The 22,146-nt window shown below is 46.5% G+C and carries 17 protein-coding genes and 1 other RNA gene; 13 read left to right on the forward strand and 5 right to left on the reverse strand.

The annotated features are described in order from the left end of the window. Window positions 1–99: integrase core domain-containing protein (locus BMW31_RS13700; RefSeq protein ID WP_143049210.1), on the forward strand; the 99-nt coding region annotated here is incomplete at its 5' end. 422 nt (window positions 100–521) lie between these two features. On the opposite strand, the gene BMW31_RS12660 is transcribed toward BMW31_RS13700, so the two are convergent. Then, on the reverse strand, window positions 522–1,769 hold the full coding sequence (locus BMW31_RS12660; protein WP_091826547.1) for a type IX secretion system plug protein: 1,248 nt from the start codon (window positions 1,767–1,769) through the stop codon (window positions 522–524). A gap of 107 nt (window positions 1,770–1,876) precedes the next feature. On the opposite strand from BMW31_RS12660, the gene BMW31_RS12665 reads away from it, so the two are divergent. Further along, window positions 1,877–3,004 (forward strand): nucleoside recognition domain-containing protein, encoded by a 1,128-nt coding sequence (locus tag BMW31_RS12665; protein ID WP_091826549.1) that lies wholly within the window; start codon window positions 1,877–1,879, stop codon window positions 3,002–3,004. 56 nt (window positions 3,005–3,060) lie between these two features. On the opposite strand, the gene BMW31_RS12670 is transcribed toward BMW31_RS12665, so the two are convergent. Then, a complete protein-coding gene (locus BMW31_RS12670; protein WP_091826552.1) occupies window positions 3,061–3,687 on the reverse strand; it encodes a deoxynucleoside kinase in 627 nt (208 codons plus the stop codon). Window positions 3,688–3,705: 18 nt separating this feature from the next. Further along, entirely contained in the window at window positions 3,706–4,347 is a 642-nt protein-coding gene (locus BMW31_RS12675; protein ID WP_091826555.1) for a deoxynucleoside kinase, read from the reverse strand. A gap of 764 nt (window positions 4,348–5,111) precedes the next feature. On the opposite strand from BMW31_RS12675, the gene BMW31_RS12685 reads away from it, so the two are divergent. The 11 genes from BMW31_RS12685 (at window position 5,112) to ssrA (ending at window position 19,898) form a co-directional block, all read left to right on the forward strand. Then, on the forward strand, window positions 5,112–7,217 hold the full coding sequence (locus BMW31_RS12685) for a KamA family radical SAM protein (protein ID WP_091826560.1): 2,106 nt from the start codon (window positions 5,112–5,114) through the stop codon (window positions 7,215–7,217). A gap of 221 nt (window positions 7,218–7,438) precedes the next feature. Next, window positions 7,439–10,081, forward strand: a complete 2,643-nt coding sequence (gene gyrA / locus BMW31_RS12690) for a DNA gyrase subunit A (RefSeq protein ID WP_091826562.1) — start codon at window positions 7,439–7,441, stop codon at window positions 10,079–10,081. 142 nt (window positions 10,082–10,223) lie between these two features. After that, window positions 10,224–11,465 carry a tetratricopeptide repeat protein gene (locus BMW31_RS12695; RefSeq protein ID WP_255404968.1) on the forward strand — a complete coding sequence of 414 codons (1,242 nt, stop codon included), beginning with the start codon at window positions 10,224–10,226 and terminating at the stop codon, window positions 11,463–11,465. Window positions 11,466–11,531: 66 nt separating this feature from the next. Then, the gene (locus BMW31_RS12700; protein ID WP_091826566.1) at window positions 11,532–12,629 is read left to right on the forward strand and encodes a tetratricopeptide repeat protein; all 1,098 of its coding nucleotides are present in this window, start codon (window positions 11,532–11,534) and stop codon (window positions 12,627–12,629) included. A 16-nt stretch (window positions 12,630–12,645) separates the two neighbouring features. Continuing rightward, entirely contained in the window at window positions 12,646–13,854 is a 1,209-nt protein-coding gene (locus tag BMW31_RS12705; RefSeq protein WP_091826584.1) for a tetratricopeptide repeat protein, read from the forward strand. Next, window positions 13,851–15,182: a DEAD/DEAH box helicase gene (locus tag BMW31_RS12710; RefSeq protein WP_091826568.1), complete on the forward strand. Its 1,332-nt coding sequence runs from the start codon at window positions 13,851–13,853 to the stop codon at window positions 15,180–15,182. Before BMW31_RS12705 ends, BMW31_RS12710 begins: the two co-directional genes overlap by 4 nt. 81 nt (window positions 15,183–15,263) lie before the next feature. Next, window positions 15,264–16,331: a 3-phosphoserine/phosphohydroxythreonine transaminase gene (serC, locus tag BMW31_RS12715; protein ID WP_091826571.1), complete on the forward strand. Its 1,068-nt coding sequence runs from the start codon at window positions 15,264–15,266 to the stop codon at window positions 16,329–16,331. A gap of 26 nt (window positions 16,332–16,357) precedes the next feature. Then, window positions 16,358–17,275 (forward strand): NAD(P)-dependent oxidoreductase, encoded by a 918-nt coding sequence (locus BMW31_RS12720; RefSeq protein ID WP_091826574.1) that lies wholly within the window; start codon window positions 16,358–16,360, stop codon window positions 17,273–17,275. An 86-nt stretch (window positions 17,276–17,361) separates the two neighbouring features. Next, complete coding sequence (locus BMW31_RS12725) at window positions 17,362–18,609, forward strand: DUF1015 domain-containing protein (protein WP_091826576.1); 1,248 nt, start codon at window positions 17,362–17,364, stop codon at window positions 18,607–18,609. A gap of 76 nt (window positions 18,610–18,685) precedes the next feature. Beyond that, the gene (locus tag BMW31_RS12730; RefSeq protein ID WP_091826579.1) at window positions 18,686–19,285 is read left to right on the forward strand and encodes an IMPACT family protein; all 600 of its coding nucleotides are present in this window, start codon (window positions 18,686–18,688) and stop codon (window positions 19,283–19,285) included. Between the two features lie 214 nt (window positions 19,286–19,499). Next, window positions 19,500–19,898: a transfer-messenger RNA gene (ssrA, locus tag BMW31_RS12735) on the forward strand. A 158-nt stretch (window positions 19,899–20,056) separates the two neighbouring features. Here the strand turns inward: ssrA and BMW31_RS12740 are convergent. Then, window positions 20,057–21,394, reverse strand: coding sequence for an FAD-dependent oxidoreductase (locus BMW31_RS12740; RefSeq protein WP_091826582.1), 1,338 nt, complete (start codon window positions 21,392–21,394; stop codon window positions 20,057–20,059). Between the two features lie 369 nt (window positions 21,395–21,763). After that, window positions 21,764–22,146, reverse strand: a 383-nt coding sequence (locus tag BMW31_RS12745; protein WP_143049211.1) for an integrase core domain-containing protein, incomplete at its 5' end; no start/stop codon positions are given.

Raw genomic sequence — 22,146 nt, forward strand, 5'->3', positions numbered from 1 at the left:
AGGGCCGTCGAACTCTATAACACCGTGCGTCCGCACCAGAGTCTGGGCATGCGCACACCCCTGGAAGAGATGCAGCGGCTCCTTTCCCTGGCCGCATGACAGCCACAGAGGCTCCCGGGGGCTGCGAGCCCCCGGCCGCAAGGCCGCCCCCCGGTGTTTTTCATCAATTCAACGTTTCACTTAAAATAAGGAGGTCAAAGAGCTCACAGAAAACAGAAAATGATTAACTTTGCATCCGGAAGACAGCTGTCAACCCAAAGTGCACTTAACAGAAAAACCTGACAACTATATTTCCACATAAGAAATTTATTGTCAACCTAAAGAACATTTAACTATAAAAACTGTCAACTAAATCCAGGACAGAGCACTTTTTTTCAGTTCAAAAGACCACATTCGGGAACTTTCGACACTTGTCGCACAATCATTCCACACTTGTCACACTATTATGCGACAGGTGTCGAAACTTCCCGAAGCCGTCAATTCTGCACTCAATCAAGGAATACCAGACACCTACAGCGGCTTTATCTTCCGGCTGTATTGATTTTAGCATAGCCCACCAACCTGTCGGTTCTGTCTCCCGGGCCATGATAGTAGACCAGCGCCTGGTAGTCGTTCTCTGTCTGATAGAAGTTTCCTTCGGATGCAAGAGGCGCCGTGCTGCCGTCTTCTCCTGCCACGACATATTGATAACTGTAATAGCCCTGCTTGAGCAGAAGTGAGGTTTCGTAGCAGTTCTCCACAGCATTGTAAGTCATTCTGTATTCGGGGGTGAGCCTGTCATGGGTCCAAACGCCGTTGACATACACGTCTCCGGGTTGGCGGGGAGCCTTCAGGCGGAAGTGAACTATGATGTACTCGGAGCTGAAATCTACGTCGGTATCGTCGCTGTTGCGTATCAGGAAGCTGCCGTTTGCCGACTCATCATAGACGTACGAAGGCCTTGGCTCGTCCGTCCACACGTAGGCATGGTATTGCTGTCCGTCCCAGTCGACGGATTCCAAGCCCATAGTAGCGTGGCTGTCGTCCAGCATCTCGAACTTCCGATATTCGTTTCCGCCATTGAAGACATATTCCCTGCAGTGCTCCCATCTCATGCCGTCGCCCGTTTGGTATTGCGGCTTGACGTTGATCTTGGCCTGCGACCATCGTCCGTTTTGCATCAGTACCGTCTTTATTTCCCTCTCCGGATTGGCTATGTTGAAAGGTCCATAGCTTAATTCCATGGCTATTTGCTGATGCCGGCCGTTGATATCCAAGTCGGTATTGGAGATGGCACGGAGGGCGATGCCCATCATGGGCTCCACTACCATGAAGCAGGCGCGGAGCAGAGTGTGGCCGTCGTTGCCGTCGTAAACGGTTACGCGATAATTTCCGCTCATCTTCAGGCGGCACCTGTCGTTGGGAACCTGGAAGTGATAGTGCGTGTACTGCGTGTTGGTATTCACCGATTCGTGCATGTCGTCAATGGTGTTGCCGTCGGCAAAGCCCTCAATGTAGTCACTCTCGAACAGTTGTTTGGAGACGTTCCAGTCGGCTTCGCAGTGTTCAACCTTGTAAACAAACCGGTGGTATTCATGAGTCAGGTCGTCGAACGCTATCTGTATGGGCTGTCCGCCATGCAGATTGGTCACCGGTAAGTCGAGCCAGTTGCCACCCGAAGTTACCTGCAGGGAACGTATGTTGGGACTTAGTATTTCATTGCGTTGCGCTTGCATGCCAATAGAAGCTATGCAGGCCAGCAACAGCAGTAAATGTTTGAGGCTGTTCATCGTTTGTTTTTAATTTACGGCAAATATCGTATTTTTTTCTGATAAAATGTTTTTCTTATTCAATTATTTGCTATTTTTGCAGCGTTATCAATCTTAAATGTAATCTTATGAAATCCAAGTACCGCTCGGGAGCCATGTGCCTGCTTGTCGTGGTAGGGCTCTTTTCGTTGATAGGTTACAAGATGGGAGCCAGCCAGATGCTGAACACCATCATGTACACAGCGCATGATTTGCTGCTCAACACCTGTTTCTTTCTGATGGGCATTTGTGTGATAACGGGCGCCATAGGCAAGTTGTTCGTGGAGTTTGGCGTGGTGGATTTGTTGGAAAAGATAGTTCGCCCGTTGATGAGGCCCTTGTTCCATCTGCCGGGAGTGGCCTCGCTGGGAGCCGTGATGACATTTCTCTCTGACAATCCGGCCATCATCACACTCTCCAAGGACAAGCGATTTAGCAGCTACTTCAAGAAGTATCAGTTCGTTTCGCTTACCAATTTCGGCACTGCTTTCGGCATGGGACTCATCGTAATGATTTTCATGATAGGCAAGGGGTATGCGATTGAGCCTTTCATTGGACTGGTTGGTGCCATTGCCGGAGCCGTTACTTCTACGCGCCTTATGCAGCATTTTACGCTGAAAGCCTATCCGCAGTATGCCGAAGAAGATGCTGCACCCAAACCGACCACAGCCGAGTTGGAGCCGGAACACAAGGAAGAGAAAACCGTTTTCCTGCGTACGCTGAACTCGCTGCTCGATGGCGGCAAGACTGGGGTAGATGTCGGCATAGCCATTATACCCGGAGTGCTGATTATTTCAACGTTAGTGATGATACTCACCTTTGGCCCTTCGGCTAGTGGAACCTATACAGGCGCAGCCTATGAGGGCGTAGAAGCGCTGCCCGCCATAGCCAATCTGTGCGACGTGGTGCTCGATCCGCTCTTCGGATTTACCGATCCTCACCAGCTTGCTTTCCCCATTACGGCTTTGGGAGCAGTTGGGGCAGCCTTGGGAATCATTCCCAGTTTCGTGCAGCAAGGCTGGATTGACGGCAATGCGGTGGCCGTGTTTACAGCCATAGGCATGTGTTGGAGCGGTTATCTGAGCACCCACACGGCCATGTTAGACTCTCTGGGCTATCGCGAACTGACCAGTAAAGCCATTTTGAGCCACACCATCGGAGGCATTGTTGCTGCACTGGTGGCGCACTGGGCATACGTACTCTACAGCCTTATTTAAGCCGGCAGGAACTTTGCCGGACATTATTGGGATAGCCGGGAGCCTGGAGCTTCCGGCTATTCGTCGCTCATGGGGAAGAGTCCGAACAGCTTGGCATCAATCATATCGGTAACTTTCTGGAAGTCGGCAGGGTTGCTTTCAAATTTTGTTGAGTCTCCGTCAACGATGATTAGCTGCCCTTTGTAGGTGCTAATCCAGTCTTCGTAGAGCTTGTTCAGACCTTCCAAATAGTCTATACGGATAGTTTGCTCATAGTCTCTGCCACGCTTCTGTATCTGCGAAACAAGGTTCGGAATGTCCGACCGGATATAAATCATCAAGTCGGGCAGCCTGACGAGCGACATCATGAGGTCGAACAAATCGGTGTAGTTGTTGAAATCCCTGTCGCTCATCATGCCCATCGCGTGCAGGTTCGGTGCGAAAATCCTGGCATCTTCGAAGATGGTGCGGTCCTGAACCACGGTTTCCTTGCTTTTTGATATTTCGACTATGTCCTTGAACCTCTTGTTGAGAAAGTAGATTTGGATATTGAACGACCAGCGGTTCATGTCGGCATAATAATCTGCCAGATAAGGATTGTTGTCAACGGGCTCAAAGTGCGGCGTCCATCCATATCTCTTGGCAAGCAGTTTGGTGAGGGTAGTCTTGCTGCTACCAATGTTTCCGGCTATGGCTATATACATTGTTGTAAGATTTTACGATTAAATATCAGTGTGTTCGTTTGAGTCGGAGAAGAGGCCGAACAGGCGCGCGTCTATCCGGTCTATGATGCCTGCAAGGTCCTTGGGATTATGCAGAAAGTCGATGTTGTCTACATCCACCATCAGCAACCGGCCCTTGTATTTGTTGTTGATGAAGTCCTCATACCTCTTGTTCAGGTTTTCGAGATATTCGAGCGGTATCTTCTGTTCGTACTCCCGGCCTCTCAGCTGGATGTTGGCTACCAGATGGGCAACCGACGAACGTAAGTATATCATCAGGTCGGGCAGCTTGACAATGGTCATCATCTGTTCGAACAGTTCCATGTAAGTTGTAAAATCCCGGTCGTCCATGTTCCCCAGTTCCTTGTTGTTGGCGGCAAACACGTACACACCTTCGAATATGGAGCGGTCCTGGACGATGTGTTCGGAAGAGCGGGAGAGGGCAATGAGGTCTTTGAACCTTTCCTTGAGAAAGAACACCTCCATGGCGAACGACCATCGGGGGATATCTCTGTAGTAGTCCTCCATGTACGGATTGTAGTCTACAGCCTCAAAACGCGGAGTCCAGCCGTAGTGTTTGGCCAGGAGCGTGGTGAGGGTCGTCTTGCCGCTGCCTATGTTTCCTGCGATTGCTATGTGCACGTTGCGTATGTAATTTTAAGGTATCGGTGATTGTTTATTGTGCAAAGATAAGCATTATATTTAGATTATGGAAAAACTCTGCCGGTTTTTTGAGCGGCCGACAGACTGCTCGGCTCACCCCTGCCCGCATGCAGTTGCAATGTGTTAATTCTGCGTATAGAACTTTATCTTTGCCTTGCCGCAAACGGCTTCGGTTTTCTTTTAGCTGCCATTTGGGATGTAAAGCGCTCAAATTGATGATTTTCTAATATGCTGACTATCAACTCTTTGAAAATGTTTCTTGGTTTCTGGTTTCCTAAAAACATGCTTCAAGGGCTCCTGAAGGATAGCTTCAAGCCGCCCGGAGTTATGCTTCTACGCTCCAAAAGGTATCGTTCAACACGCTTGAAGCACCCTTTCGGGAAGCCGAAAGCTATGGAACCAAACGGGAACAGGCAAAAGGAAGGTTCGCAGAAGCATGTTTCAGATGCCGAAGAGGGCATGAGGAAGTGTTAAAAACCGATGAAGTTTCCTGACAGCACAAGGCGAGTTGATTTCTTCCCGGACTACCGCAGTTACGGGTTTCATCCCTTTCGGCCACTTACGTGTTCTGCTTTTTTGTTGATATAAGAAGATACAAGAAAACCTATAAAAACAAAAAATAGTTGTTGGTTTTGCTTCTTTTTTCTATATTTGTGTATAATCGGTAGCATGACAAATCAACTGTACACCATGAATTTGGGTGGATGAGAGAAGACAAGTTCATATTGCAAATCTTTGGACCAATGAAACAGGGAAAACGAAACATAGCATCAAGCGACATCAGAAACAAGTTCGCAACCAATCTGGAACCCATATTCAGGTTGGCAACAACGTGTGCCGGCGTGCAGGAGTTCAGGCTGCGCCTTGCTGAAGAATTGCAGCAGGCCGGCAGCTCGGCATCAAATCCGGGGAAAGCGAACATCAAACGACTGGTGGAATTTGACGGGCAAACGATTACCGAGGCTTCAACCGGCCGCGAGATAACCTTGCGCACCATCACGTTGCTGTGGCATTTCCTCAATGACCACAGCGAGGCTGCCGGATTGAGCACCAATTTCCTCATCGACGTGTACAAGCAGTTCGAGCGGCTCTATGTGCCAACTATGCCCAAGCCCGATAAGCAACAGGTGACTAAATGGATGCGGCGGTGGCCAGTGGGAACTGATGAACGGATAATGGAAGCGAGGATACGCAACCGCCAACGCATCATCGAGCGGCTGATTAGGCGCGTAGAATTGCGCCATTCGGAAAAGAACCGCTACGTGTTCCCTCTCGGACTTTCGGCCGAAGCTAAACAGCACATGGTCGAGGAGTGGTGGAACGATTTCCGGTTTCATCTTAGCCTGGCCGCCAGGAGCGTGAGAGAACTGAATTATATGCTGGGAGGAAACATGCTGGACGAGCTGCTGGCTGTTTATCATGAAGCGCAACGGAAAGGTATCCCTGTATTCGTTACGCCCTATTACCTATCGCTGATTGACACGACGGGCAGCGAATACGACGATGCCTCGCTGCGTTCGTATGTGTTCTATTCGCGCAATTTAGTCGACGCCTTTGGCCATATCCGGGCTTGGGAGAAGGAAGATGCCGTGGTGCCCGGCCAGCCCAATGCTGCGGGATGGTTGCTGCCCGATGGGCATAACATCCACCGGCGTTATCCGGATGTAGCCATACTGATACCTGACACCATAGGGCGGGCTTGCGGAGGACTGTGTGCCTCGTGCCAGCGGATGTACGATTTCCAGAGCGGACGCTTCAACTTCGACATGGAGTCGCTGAAACCAAAGGAAGGATGGGACAGTAAACTGCGGCGGCTCATGAGGTACTTTGAGGAAGATACACAGCTGCGTGACATTCTCATAACAGGTGGCGACGCCCTAATGAGCCGCAACGGAAGTCTGCGTAATATTCTGGATGCCGTTTACACAATGGCTAAACGCAAGCGGGAGCAGAACAAACACCGGGCTGAAGGTGAAAAATTCGCGGAGTTGCAACGGGTTAGACTTGGAACGCGCCTGCCCGTCTACCTCCCCATGCGCATAGACGACGAGCTAATAGGCATCCTGCATGATTTCAAGCAGAAAGCTGTGACGGTTGGTATTACGCAGTTTTTCATCCAAACTCATTTCCAAACTCCGCTCGAAGTTACTCCGGAGGCATGTCTGGCAGTTAGCAAACTGCAGTCGGCAGGATGGACTGTAACCAATCAGCTGGTGTTTAATGTAGCCGTATCACGCCGGGGACATACGGCCCGTTTGCGTCAGGTACTCAACAAACTGGGCGTGCTTTGCTATTATACGTTCACGGTTAAGGGCTTTGAAGAAAACCATGCAGTCTTTGCCCCCAATAGTCGGACAATACAGGAACAGCAGGAGGAAAAGGTTCTGGGGCAGCTTGATGCCGAGACTTCGTTACAGATGGCAAGACTGCTGGAAGACAGCACGGTTCCCATGTCACGTACAATCCGCCGTATAATGGCCGACTGCCAAATACCATTTCTGGCTTCTGACCGCAATGTACTGAACCTGCCGGGAATTGGCAAGAGCATGACATTCGGCTTGGTTGGCATCATGCCTGACGGCTGTCGCGTTCTGGCTTTCGACCATGACCATACTCGCAAGCACAGTCCGTTGGTAGAGCAGATGCCGGTAATCTATATCAAGGAGAACAAGTCGGTGGAGGAATATCTCTGCCAATTATCCGAAATGGGAGAACAGAGAACCGATTACGAGTCAATATGGCAATATACAGACGGACGGACAGAAGAGCGTTTCCCGTTTTATGAATATCCGAGCCCACTGAATGGAATTACGGAGCGATATACTCATTTGGCATCTTTCGTTTCATGAAAGCACAAATTAATGTAAATTTGGCGTATTTTAGCCCTTAAAGTTTTCTTATGTCAAAAAATAACCGTAACTTTGAACTTGGAAAATGAACCCAAAACGGCTCAGAGAGCCTTAAAAGTGGCTTTAAAGCGATTTGCTGCAGAAAATCAGGTTGTCGAATGTGGTTGTAATTCCAGTGAAATCACGAATATCATAACTAAATAAATAAGGTATAATTTTAAATGGACGAAAATCAAACTATCGATCAGGACCGAATCATGAAGATTAACATTGAGGAGGAGATGAAGTCATCCTACATTGACTATTCTATGTCAGTGATAGTGGCTCGTGCGCTTCCCGATGTCCGTGACGGTTTCAAACCTGTTCATCGCCGCATTCTTTACGGTATGCTCGGAATAGGAAACACAAGCGACAAACCCTATAAGAAATGCGCGCGCGTTGTTGGAGAGGTGCTTGGAAAATATCACCCTCACGGCGACTCTTCCGTCTACGGGGCTCTGGTTCGCATGGGTCAGGACTGGAACATGCGTTACAAACTCGTGGACGGGCAGGGTAACTTCGGCAGCGTAGACGGCGACTCGCCTGCTGCCATGCGTTACACGGAGTGCCGCTTGTCGAGAATGGGAGAGCATATCATGGACGATCTCGAGAAAGATACGGTCGACATGTCCAACAACTTCGATGATACGCTGGTTGAACCATCCGTCATGCCGACCAAGATTCCTAACCTGCTCGTTAACGGCGGAAACGGTATTGCCGTTGGTATGGCAACCAACATACCGACCCACAACCTGGGCGAAGTGATTGATGGCTGTTGCGCTTACATTGACAGGCCCGATATCACTACCGAGCAACTCATGGACTACATCCCTGCTCCGGATTTCCCGACAGGTGCCTACATCTATGGCTTGCAGGGAGTGAAGGAAGCCTACGAGACCGGTAGGGGCAGAATAGTCATGAGAGCCAAGGCAGAGATTGAGAGTGATGATACGCACGACAAGATTGTTGTAACGGAGATACCTTACGGTGTCAACAAGCAGCAGCTTATCGAATATATAGCCGACTTAGTAAAGGAGGGCAAGCTGGAAGGAATTTCCAACGTGAACGATGAGACCGGACGCCAAGGCATGCGTATCGTTGTTGACGTTAAGCGTGATGCCAACGCCAATGTTATACTGAACAAGCTGTTCAAGATGACAGCACTACAGAGCTCGTTCTCAGTTAATTGCATCGCTCTGGTTAAAGGAAGACCTCGCTTGCTGAGCTTGCAGGAATGCGTGAAATACTTTGTGGAGCACCGCCACGATGTCACGATACGCCGAACCAAGTTCGACTTGAAGAAAGCACAGGAACGTGCGCATATACTCGAGGGGTTAATCATTGCTTGCGACAACATAGACGAGGTTGTTCACATTATCCGCGCAAGCAAGACCCCGGTCGATGCTCAACGTAATCTGGAAACCCGCTTTGAACTGGACGAGTTGCAGAGTAAGGCTATTGTTGATATGCGTCTGAGTCAGCTCACCGGTCTGCGCATGGACCAGTTGCACCAGGAGTACGAAGGGCTGATGCAGACTATCAAGGAGTTGCAGGAGATACTCGATAATCCAGAAAAATGCAAGGAGGTGATGAAGAACGAACTGCTTGAGGTTAAAGAGAAGTATGGCGATGTCCGCCGCACGGAGATTATACCCGATGAGCATGAGTTCAACGCCGAGGACTTCTATCCCAACGACCCCGTTGTAATCACGGTAAGCCACCTGGGCTACATCAAACGTACGCCGCTGGCCGACTTCCACGAGCAGGCGCGTGGCGGAGTGGGGAGCAAAGGTGCCCACACACGCGACAAGGATTTCACGGAATACATATATCCTGCAACCATGCACCAAACCATGCTCATCTTTACGAAGAAGGGACGTTGCTACTGGTTGCACTGCTACGATATACCAGAGGGCGACAAGACCAGCAAGGGTCGTGCTATCCAGAACCTGCTGAACATTGACAGCGATGATGCGGTTAATGCTTTCTTGCGCTTAAGAGGACGTGGACTGGAAGATGAAGAGTTTGTGAACAGCCATTATGTTGTATTTGCAACCAAGAACGGTGTTGTGAAGAAGACTTCGCTGGCGCATTATTCGCGTCCACGCTCAAACGGAGTTATCGCCATCAACATCCTGGAAGGCGACGAGGTAATAGACGTCCGCCTGACCAACGGCCACAATGAGCTGATTATGGCCAACCGCAACGGTCGCGCAGTTCGCTTCAATGAAGACGCCATCCGCACAATGGGTCGTGTGGCAACCGGTGTACGTGGCATGCGTCTGGATAGTGGCGATGATGCCGTTGTGGGAATGGTAGTTGTGAATGACCCGGAAAAGGAAAGCGTGATGGTAGTTAGCGAAAACGGCTACGGCAAACGCTCTCAAGTGGAAGATTACCGTGTAACCAATCGTGGCACCAAGGGTGTAAAGACCTTGAGCATTACTGATAAGACCGGCAGACTGGTTAGCATCAAGAACGTGACCGATGACAACGACCTCATGATTATCAACAAGAGTGGTATCGTTATCCGTCTGGCTGTAGCCGATGTAAGAGTCATGGGACGTGCAACGCAAGGCGTACGACTGATAAACCTGACTAAGAAAAACGATGTGATTGCCAGTGTCTGCAAGGTAATGAGCTCTGAACTGGAAGCTACCGTTGAAGAAGAAAGCCGCACACAATGGGAACAGAAGACAGAGGAACTAAAGAGTGACAATACTTCTGCAAACCCTGTTGGAGAGATGGATGCAACTGATGACGCAGATGATGAAAATGAGTTATTGGTTGACTTCAGCGACGAAGCAGAACCGACTGATGAATAACCAAAGGGTTTTATGAATGTTTACGTATGATAATAATTGCGAATTTCGCATGAAGATTTAAACTAAAAGAAAGATTTGTGCGTCATAACAAAGCAAAGATATAATTATGGGTGTGTAAGCATTCGTGGAATCTTATATAAAATTGATTATAAACCTTTTAATTAAAAAGAATATGAAAAAGTTAATGATTGCGGCTCTGATGTTGCTCGGCACATCTGCAGCTTTTGCCGGAGACAGTGAAGCTCTCAAGGCAATCTTAAAGGCAAAGACTTACTCTGAAGCAGAAAGCCTGTTAAAGAGTGGTCTTTCACAACTTGCCAACGACGAGGAGAAAGCGAAGGCATATAACAAGATGGTTGACCTTGCCATGGAGAAAGTGACCAAGGAACAGGCTGTAATTACACAGAACCAGATGGCCGAACAATTCAAACAGGGAAAGGTAGAGCCATACGATACAGTGGGTTTTTACGAGGCTGCTTACAATGTCGTAGTGAATGGTATAGAATGCAACAAGTACGACCAGAAACCAAACGACAAAGGTAAAGTGAAACCGAAGTTCTTCGATGCAAACAAGGATCGTGTGCAGTCTTGCCGCATTCATCTGGTAAACGGCGGAGATGTTTATCGCCAGAAAAACGACACGGAAACTTGTCTGAAGTATTGGAGTAAATTCCTGAAGACAGAGAACGACCCGTTGTTGGCTGCTGTAGACAAGAAGTCGGAGGAGAGCTTCCGCGCTCAAATCGCATTCCTGGCTGCTTACTTTGCATTGCAGAAAAAGCAGTATGAGGATGTAGAAATGTTTTCGGATTTCGCCCTCAATGATTCTACTTATGGCAAAGATGCCCTTACACTGAAACTCGAATCAATGAAGAGCCAGCTGAAAACCAAAGAAGACACATTGGCTTATGCCAAGAAGCTGGAAGGATTATATCAGGCCGACCCGACCAATGATGTTTATTTCGAAAATCTGTTTTCCGCTTATCAGGGAAACAAGGATGCTCAAACAAAGTTGATAAATGATCGCCTTGCTAAGAATCCCAATGACTTCATGGCAAATGCCGATAAAGGCATCTTGGCTATGAATAACAATGATGCCGATGCTGCGGTTGAGAGTTTCAAGAAAGCAATTGCTGCCAATCCTAAGAACCCTGCCGTTCTGACTTATCTGGGCCAGTGCCTGAATTTCCAAGGTGGCAATGCCCCCGACAAGGCTTCGCAGAAAGCAAAATACGAGGAGGCGATTAAGTATCTGGAGAAAGCTAAAGAGCTTGACCCTAACGAGTCGCAAGCCAGATGGGGATACTATCTCTATCAGTCGTATTATGGCGCTTATGGTGCTGACGACCCAAAGACCAAGGCCGTAGAGCAGTACTCTAAGTAATTCACAAACACAACCGAGTTAGAGAGCTAAAATCATGAGCTCTCTAACTCTATATTCTTTATTATCATGAAAATTAATATCCTTCTGATGTTTTTATTGTCTATGAGTGGCATCACGGCGTGGAGCCAGGATGTAGACTATCGGGCACAGGCCAAAGCTGAAAATCATCAGTTGGATGTTTTGATATCTAAATTGTCTGCTGTATCAGATTCCACTTATTACTACGAAAGTGTTAAGCGAATTGTAAAAACAGCAATTCAATGCGAGAACTTTGACGGACGTCCGGATATAAAAGGCAGGACGCATCCTAAATATCGGGAGAAGAATTCAGAGCGAGTAGCTCCGGTGAGAGAGCTGCTGCTGTCGGCTGCTAACTATTATATGACACAACGGCTCAATCAAAAGGCTTTGGAAGCATACGAGCTTTACGTTGATACATCGACAAATCCTTTATTCGTTAAACTTCCGAAACAAGATGGCTTGATTTCTTATTATGCCAGTTTACTTGCTTATGGAATAAAGGATTTTAAGAAAGCAGAACGCTATGCCGATATAGCACTGACGGATACGAATTATGCGAAAGATGCAGCAGAAATAAAAATAAATTGCATGAAGAACCGTATGTATTCCCGTGAGGATTCGGCCAAATATGTAATGGCGCTTTTGGAGCTTCACGATAAAGCTCCCGAGAATTCCAACTACTTTTCTATGCTGGTTGATTATTTCACTCAATCTGGTCATGAAAAAGAATTAAGGCAATTTGCTAAAGACGAAGTACAAAAAGACAGGCAGAACACGATAGCGTGGGCATTGAAGGGTGAAACCGACATGCAGCAGAAAGACTGGGATGCTGCCATTGCTTCGTACCAGCAGGTGGCCAAATTGGATTCTTCAATTGTCCCTGCCATTTATAATATAGGTATATGCTTTAGTTCAAAGGCAATTGAATTAAAAAACAACATTTCACTTCACAAAGATAAATTCTCCAAAGACGAATCGGAAACAATACTATCATTGTTCAACCAAGCTATTGCCTATTTGGAAAAGACGCGACAGAAAGATCCGCAGCAGCGTATAGTTGCATGGGCTTCTCCTTTATATCAGGCCTTGTATGCAGTCGGAAGAAGAAAAGAGGCAAAAAGTATAAAAGCATTAATGAATTAAAAAATGAATGGTTGGGATGAGAAGGATAATATGTTTATTTTTGATTGTAATTATGTCAACATGCACACTCTGTGCTCAGAAGAAGGAAATCTCGCAAGCGAGAGATTTTATCAAGAAAGGGAAAAATCTGCAGCAGGCCGAGGAAATGATGACAAACTTGCTGAAGGATTCTGCTAACAAGACTAATGACAAAATTTGGGTTACTCTATTTGAAGCAGTAAGAAAACAGTATGAGCAAGGGAACGAGAAGCTGTATCTGAAGCAATCTTATGATACGGCCGCTTTTTTCAGGTCGGCCTATAAAATGTTTGAGATACTTGGAAGTTTGGATTCTTTGGATATGCAACCTGATGCCCGTGGCCGTGTGAAGTTGTCTTATCGCGAAAAGAATGCAGAGTTTCTGAATACTTACCGGCCAAACCTTTATAACGGCGGGGCATTCTTTATCAAGAAACAACAATATGAAGAGGCATATAAGTTTTTTGATATATATATAAATAGTGCTACACAACCTTTGTTCAAGGCTTACAATTATGCAGAGACAGACAAAACGCTGCCCGTTGCTGCTTATTGGTCCGTGTATTGCGGTTACAAGCTAAAAGATCCCAAAGCTACGTTACACCATACTTATTTGGCTTTAAAAGATACTGCCCATTACAATCTTATGTTGCAGTACCTAGCTGAAACCTACAAACTTGAAAATGACACACTACGTTATATAGAAACACTACATGAGGGCTTTGAGAAATACCCCAAGTTTCCTTTTTTCTTCCCGCGCTTAGTAGAGTATTACGCTGACAATAGTATGTGGGAAGATGCCATGAGAGTATGCGAAACGGCGATGCACATTGACAGCACAGACGTAGTGTACAGATTTGCAACAAGTAATGTGTATCTGAACACCGGGAAATATCAAGAATGTATTGATATTTGTGACCAACTCATTGCAGAGAACGATTCACTTGCGGAAGCTTATTTTAATGCAGGTCTTGGATACTTTAATCAAGCAATAGAGCTTGATAAAGCAAATAAAGTTTCCAACAAACGGCGGCAACATATCCTTGACTTTTATAAAAAAGCACTGCCTTATCTACAGAAATATCGCGAACTGTTACCTGATAGGAAAGATAAATGGAGCTTACCGCTCTATACCATTTATCTGAATTTGAATATGGGCAAAGAATTCGATGAGATTGATAAATTGATACGCGAAGAGAGAAAATGAAAACAGAGAAAGAAATATTAGAGAACTTAGGTTTTCAGGAGTTAAATGATATGCAGAAGGCTTCTGTAAACTCTATATTGCATAGTGACAAAGATGTAGTAATACTGTCGCCTACAGGAACTGGCAAAACACTGGCTTACCTTCTGCCACAGGTTCAGTTGCTTGATGAAAGAGACGACTCTCTTCAGGCGGTAATAATAGTCCCTGGTAGAGAATTGGCATTACAGTCGGCAACTGTTCTTTCTGAAATGAAGTGTGGCTTAAGAGCATGCAGCTGCTATGGAGGTCGCAGCACCATGTCAGAGCATCGCATTCTTCGGCAGGTAAATCCTCAAATAATCTTTGCTACACCGGGAAGACTGAAGGACCATTTGGAAAAGGGAAATATAGATGCCAACTCTGTAAAATGGCTTGTGATAGATGAGTTTGATAAATGTCTTGAAATGGGATTTCAAGAAGAGATGTCATCTATAATAGGAAAACTGAAAGGTGTTAGGCACAGGGTACTTCTTTCTGCTACCGATGCAGAAGAAATACCGGCTTATATGAATCGGAAATCTATGTCTCAGGTTGAAATCATTGATTATTTGTCGGAAAAAGAACAAGTTTCTGGTAGGGTCAATATATATAAGGTGCTGAGTCCCGAAAAAGATAAGCTCACAACATTAGAGCAGCTCTTACGCCATCTTGGCGACCAAAGCAGCATCGTCTTTCTAAACTATCGGGACAGCGTGGAAAGGACTGCTGAGTTTTTAAGAAAAAAGGGATTTGCCATCTGTTCTTTTCACGGTGGCATGGAACAGAAAGCACGTGAAGATGCGTTATACAAGTTCTCCAACTCATCTGCAAACATCTTTGTCAGCACCGACCTTGCATCTCGTGGGCTCGACATTCCCAATATTGACAATATCATCCACTACCATCTTCCGGAAAATGAGGACAGCTATGTTCACCGAGTGGGCAGGACTGCTAGATGGGATGCAAAGGGAAGGGCTTTCTTCATATTGGGGCCATCCGAACATTTACCTGAATATATTGAAATAGGACCAGAAGATTACGAGCTTCCACGAGAATTACCTGAACCTGCTCACCCCAGGATGGCAACAATCTATATTGGAAAAGGCAAAAAGGACAAAATTTCCAAAGGGGACATCGTTGGCTTCTTGTGTAAAAAAGGAGATTTGTCGAACGACGAGATAGGGCAGATTGATGTAAAAGACAGATATACCTATGTTGCTGTCGCAAGAAAGAAACTTCACCAAGTATTAAAACTGACAAAAGGTGAGAAAATCAAGGGAATTCATACGGTTTTTGAAGAAGTGAGGTAAATTACATCTAAATATTTGTGCGTTTCAAATAAATAATGTAAGTTTGCAATATCTAATATTAACTTTAAAATCATTGTCGATATGAAGAAGTATAATTTTAATGCAGGTCCATCAATTCTTCCAAAGGAAGTGATTGAAAACACAGCCAAACAAATTCTTGACTTTAATGGTTCCGGACTTTCGTTAATGGAAATCAGCCATCGTGCAAAGGATTTTCAGCCTGTTATGGATGAAAGTGTAGCTCTCATCAAGGAACTCCTTGACATTCCAAATGGTTACTCAGTCATCTTCTTGGGTGGCGGTGCTTCTTTACAGTTTATGCAGATACCAGCCAACTTTCTGGTAAAGAAAGCGGCTTATCTCAACACAGGCACATGGGCAAAGAAAGCAATGAAGGAAGCAAAGTTCTTTGGCGAAGTAATTGAGGTAGCTTCTTCTGCCGATGCCAATTATACCTTTGTCCCCAAAGACTATACTGTTCCTGCTGATGCAGACTATTTCCACATAACCACAAATAATACAATCTACGGTACGGAAATTCGCAAGGAACTTGATTCTCCGGTTCCATTGATAGCTGACATGAGTTCTGATATCATGAGTCGGCCTGTTGATGTAAGCAAATATAATGCTATATACGCAGGTGCACAGAAGAATATGGCAATGGCTGGTGTAACTTGTATTATTGTCAAGGACGAGGTGTTAGGTAAGGTTCAGCGAAACCTTCCTACAATGATTGACTATCGCACCCACATTGACAAGGGCAGTATGTTCAATACTCCTCCCGTAGTTCCTATTTACAGTCTGCTTGAGACGATGCGTTGGGTGAAGGCACAAGGCGGTGTTAAGGAAATGGATAGACGTGCGCATGAACGTGCCGATATTCTTTATAACGAAATCGACAGAAACAAACTCTTCCACGGTACGGTAAATGAGGAAGATCGCTCTTTAATGAATATCTGTTTTGTGATGAATGATGAATATAAGGAGTTGGAAAAGACTTTCTTCGACTTTGCTACTGAACGCGGCATGATTGGTATAAAGGGGCATCGTTCGGTAGGAGGTTTCCGTGCCAGCTGCTACAACGCCCAGACCGTTGAGGGTGTTCAAGCTCTTGTCACTGCAATGAAAGATTTTGAAGCAAAGTACTAATTTAGGATTTCAAAGTTCAAGAGGATATGAAAGTATTAATTGCAACAGAGAAACCTTTTGCCGCTGCCGCAGTAGAAGGTATAAGAAAAGAGTTGGAAGAAGGCGGACATGAAGTTGTCCTGCTTGAGAAATACACCGACTCACAAGCATTGCTTGCTGCAGTCGCGAATGCTGACGCAATGATAGTCCGTTCTGATAAGATTACTGCCGAAGTTCTTCATGCAGCCAAGCAGTTGAAAATTGTTGTACGTGCAGGTGCTGGCTACGATAACGTTGATTGTGAAGAAGCAAAGAAACAGAATGTCGTTGTTGAAAACACGCCCGGGCAGAATTCCAATGCGGTTGCCGAGTTGGTATTCGGCTTGTTGGTCTACACGGTACGCAATTTCTACAACGGTAAGGCCGGTTCAGAATTGAAAGGCAAAAAGCTGGGTATTCTTGCTTTCGGTAATGTTGGTCGAAATGTAGCCAGAATAGCCAAAGGATTTGGCATGGAGACTTTCGCATACGATGAATATTGCCCCGCAGATGTTATAGAAGCTGCTGGTGTGCATGCACTAACCAGTCGAGATGAACTCTTCAAGCAGTGTGACATTGTTTCGCTACATATTCCGGCTACACCCGAAACCAAGCAGAGCATCAATTATCAGGTTGTCAATCAGCTTGGTAAAGGTGGCATCCTAATCAATACAGCCCGTAAAGAGATTATCAATGAGCCTGATTTATTGCGTTTGATGGCCGAGCGTGAAGACTTAAAGTACATAACTGACATTAAACCTGATGCAGATGCAGAGTTCTGCAAGTTTGAAGGACGTTATTTCTCTACTCCCAAGAAAATGGGAGCACAGACAGCAGAAGCCAATACCAATGCTGGTATAGCTGCTGCCCAACAGATTAATGCTTTCTTCAAAGAAGGCTGTACTAAATTCCAAGTAAACAAGTAATCCACCATACGATGGCTTCCGTCAGCATAAGGACATGTGTCCCGTGGTGATGGAATCCATCGTTATTTTGATTAATCCTAATATCTATGGCAACTATTAAACCTTTTAAAGGACTTCGCCCACCCAAAGATTTAGTTGAAAAAGTGGAGTCACGTCCGTATGATGTTCTCGATTCTGATGAAGCAAGAGCTGAAGCTGGTGACAATGAACAGAGTCTTTATCACATTATCAAACCGGAAATTAACTTTGAACCAGGCACTTCTGAATACGATCCTCGTGTTTATCAGAGTGCCGCAGAGCATTTTCAGATGTTCCAAGACAAAGGATGGCTGGTTCAGGACGACGAAGAGAACTACTACATCTATGCCCAGACCATGAATGGCAAGACACAGTACGGTCTGGTTGTTGGCGCATGGGTTAACGATTATTTAAGCGGTGTAATCAAAAAACATGAACTCACACGCAGAGATAAGGAGGAGGACCGCATGAAGCATGTACGCGCATGCAATGCGAATGTGGAACCCGTTTTCTTTGCTTATCCCGATAATGTGCTGCTTAATGAGCTTATCATGCGCTATGCTGCAACTGTGCCGGAATATGATTTCGTGGCTCCAGTAGACGGATTTCGCCATCAGTTCTGGATTGTTTCCAATGCCGAAGATATCTCTGCCATCACTGCCGAATTTGCCAAAATGCCATCGTTGTACATAGCTGACGGTCACCACCGGTCTGCTGCTGCAGCACTCGTTGGTGCCGAAAAAGCAAAACTAAATCCAAATCATACGGGCCAGGAGGAGTATAACTACTTCATGGCTGTATGCTTCCAAGCCTCACAGTTAACTATCTTGGATTATAATCGTGTAGTTAAGGATTTGAATGGCATGACTACGGCAGAATTCATCCATGCTCTGGAGAAGAATTTCAGCGTTACATGTATGGGAGCCGGCAACTATAAGCCTGCTAAACTTCATGAGTTCAGCCTCTATGTTGATGGTCTTTGGTATAGCCTTACGGCAAAACCAGGAACTTATAATGACCAGGATCCTATCGGAGTTCTGGATGTCGACATCTCTTCGCGCTTAATTCTTGACGAACTCCTGGGCATCAAGGACTTGCGGTCCGACAAGCGCATTGACTTCGTTGGAGGTCTGCGCGGTCTTGATGAGTTGAAGCGCAGGGTCAACAGTGGCGAGATGCGCATGGCCTTAGCCCTCTATCCCGTATCCATGAAACAGATAATGGATATAGCAGACAGTGGCAAGATTATGCCCCCCAAAGCCACATGGTTTGAACCCAAGTTGCGGTCTGGACTCGTTATCCATAAACTCGAATAATCTTTTAGGCCGTATCTCGGTTGTATTACCATTATTTTTGCTACCTTTGTATAGATAAGCTGACAGGAATAATCTCATGAATGCAAACGAAGATTCATATCAAACCATATCTGAACTAACAATAGGCGAGGGATATTACACCGATAAACGGAGTAAATTCCTCGCCTTTGCGCATCATGTAACAACGGTTGAGGAGGTAAAGGAAATCTTGTCTCGCTACCGCAAGAAGTATTATGACGCCCGGCATTGCTGTTATGCCTATATGTTTGGACCACAGCAAGAGGAATTTCGCATGAACGATGACGGCGAACCGTCCTCTACTGCCGGCAAACCCATCTTTGGCCAAATACAAAGCCGTAACCTTACCGATATACTCATAGTAGTAGTCAGGTATTATGGCGGCGTAAACCTGGGAACAAGCGGACTGATAGTTGCCTATCGCGCAGCAGCGGCCGATGCTATCGCGCACGCTGATATAGAGACGCGGATTGTAGAAGAGACGCTGACTTATACTTTTAATTACGCAATGATGAACGACGTTATGCACCTGGTTAAGGAGATGGATGTCCGTATCGTCTCTCAAGAGTTTGACAATACATGTTCCATCACAATGGCCATTCGGAAAAGCCAGATAGAGCAATTACGCAACCGGCTTGAAATGTTGTCTTTTGGTTAGGCAGGCCAGCTGACATGCCTCTTTCTTAGACTTCAGCGAACGGAAAAATATAAAAAACAGTGAAAATGAGCTGTATATGAAAATAAATAGCTATATTTGCAACGTATTAGCAGAAGGCTGACCACAATGTATCTCATGTAGTTAACATCGTTAAATTTGGTGCAACTTCTGCTCATTCATGTTGAGGACTTCAGTTTCAGGCCTTACTAACTATGGGGTTGACTGGATTTGACAGCGGGATGAAATGGTACGTAAGCACGCGGAGACTTGTCTGTTCGCTCCTTAATCCGAGTAGGCAAAAAATTAATTGGCGAAAACAATTACGCTCTCGCTGCCTAATCGAAGCATAGTAGATTACTGGCTTTATCCCGTCACAAGGTGACAGGACGAGACATCGCTCCAAGGATGTTGTTCCGAATCTAAGGGTTCAGCGGTGCAGATAAATCGGAAATAGCTCGTATAGGTCTCGCTACATGGGTGAAATTTTAGAGAATAAGGTTATGGTTGGTGGTTCAGGTCTTGCCATAACACGAAAATGAAGTCTGAAATAAACGTGTAGAAAGCGTATAGTTTCCCTGTTTGGACGTGGGTTCGAATCCCACCAGCTCCACTGGATTCAGAAAGCGAAGATTAGCATTGATTACTAATCTTCGCTTTTTTCAGTCAAGCATACAGCCAATATCATAAACCATTTCAGCTTGTTGGCTATTTGATATAGTCTGCGTTTGCAACCATCTTATGGCCAAGGGCGCATGCTCTAATGTGCTCGCCTTATGCGAACAGGTCATTTAAACCTTCAGCCATAGTGGGATGTGTGAAAATCATAGTGCGAACATAAGAGGCAGGAATATGGTTGTCGATGACAATCTTGAACAGGTTTATCAGCTCGTGCGACTCTGCGCAAAACAGTGTCACGCCCAGAACTTCGTCGGTTTCGGGGTTAATGACGGCTTTCAACAGTCCGTCTGTCAAGCCCAGCACTTTGGCTTTTGGAATGGTATTGGCCGGCAGTCGCTTCGTGATAAACGGGTACCCGCTGGCTGCGGCCTGCTGCTCGGTCATTCCGATGTGCGAAAGGGGTGGGGTAGTAAACACACTTGTAGCCACGGCTCCGCGGTTGTTACGTGTGCGACTGCCGTCTCCAAAGAATTGGTCGGCTACGATGCGATAGTCATCAAGCGATATGTAGGTAAACTGCGGACTGCCCGCCACGTCGCCCATAGCCCAGATGTTGGGAGCTGCCTTCAGATAATCATCGGTGACGATGTACCCGCGTTCGTCTACTTGAATGCCGGCTTTATCCAGTTGCAGTGCCTGAGTGTTGGGATGGCGCCCTATACCTACAAGCACTGCATCGGCTTCGAAGCGGCCCTGTGAAGTTACTACAGTAGTGCCGGCGGCATGGTGTACAAAGCGTTCTGTACGAGCCTTGGTCACCACGTCGATGCCTTTGGCGTTGAGCGTGCACAGCATTTCGTCGGCAATATCGCGATCTTCTCGGGCAAGGAATATATCGCCAGCCTCCAAAATCGTGACTTTACTGCCAAATGCCTGGTACATACAGGCAAATTCCAGCGATATATAACCGCCGCCTACGATGACGAGACGCTCCGGGCACCGGGCAAGCGAAAGCATTTCTGTGCTGTAATAGATACGCGGACCGTCAGCTCCTTCGATGTTCAGGCGGTTGGCTGTGGTGCCGGTATTAATGAAAATGCGTTCTGCCGTCACCAGTGTTTCTTTGTCTCTGCTCTTCAGCATCACTGTGTGTGCATCAACAAACGAGGCTTGAGCATTCATAACCTCAACGTCAGGTGCATCAGCCACTTTATGATAATTGGCATTGCGCAGGGCTTCAACCAGTTTGGTTTTACTCTCCATTGCCGCTCCGAACGCCTCGGTTTTGTCTGACTGATATTGGCGTTGTTCGCCCTCGGCGATGAGTTTCTTGGAGGGTATGCAGCCAATGTTTATACAAGTGCCGCCATACATTAAGTTACTCTCTTCGGCCAAGATTACGCTTTCGCCGTGTTTAGCCAAGTCGGCAGCCAAGGTTTTGCCTGCCTTGCCAAATCCGATAATCAGGTTTTTGATTTTTATTTCTTCCATAAGAACCAGTGTTTTGTTTTCAACATTGTGCCCACAAAGGTAGTCCTTATTCTTGAAAGGTCATGGTTCTTTAGCTAAATTTTAGGTACAAATATCGCAAAATGGTTGTAGCAGGCAGAACGGATTAAACCGATAGCTACTCCGTTCGGCAGCTCCCTTTCCGATTTTGCTGTTAATTCGTTGCTCCAAAATGACTCTGCCGTCCCACTATAAGCAGAAATTCAGGTGCAGAATATCCCAACATGGAACTTTCGACACTTGTCGCACGATGATGTGACAAGTGTCAAACGATCGTGCGACAAGTGTCGAAAGTTCCTGAAGCATAGCTTTTTTAATCATTTTCTGTTTTCTGCGGACTCTTTGACCTCCTTATTTTAAGTGGAACGTTGAATTGATGAAAAACACGGGGGGGCGGCCTTGCGGCCGGGGGCTCGCAGCCCCCGGGAGCCTCTGTGGCTGTAATGCGGCCAGGAAAAGGAGCCGCTGCATCTCTTCCAAGGGCGTGCGCATGTCCAGACTCTGGTGCGGACGCACGGTGTTATAGACTTTGACGGCCCTGGCGAGGAGTTCCTCTACCTGCCGGAAAGTCTTGTCCTGTGTCTCGAAGAGCCAGCCGTTCTTCACGGTGTTGTTCACTCTCTCGGCCAGTGCGTTGTGCAGCGGGTCGCCCGTCTGCGTCATGCTTATCCTCATGCCGAGGCTCTTGAGCAGGCCGGTGTACTCGTTGCAGCAGTATTGGACGCCGCGGTCGG

It is taken from the genome of Prevotella sp. kh1p2, from assembly GCF_900111525.1.
Classification (GTDB): domain Bacteria; phylum Bacteroidota; class Bacteroidia; order Bacteroidales; family Bacteroidaceae; genus Prevotella.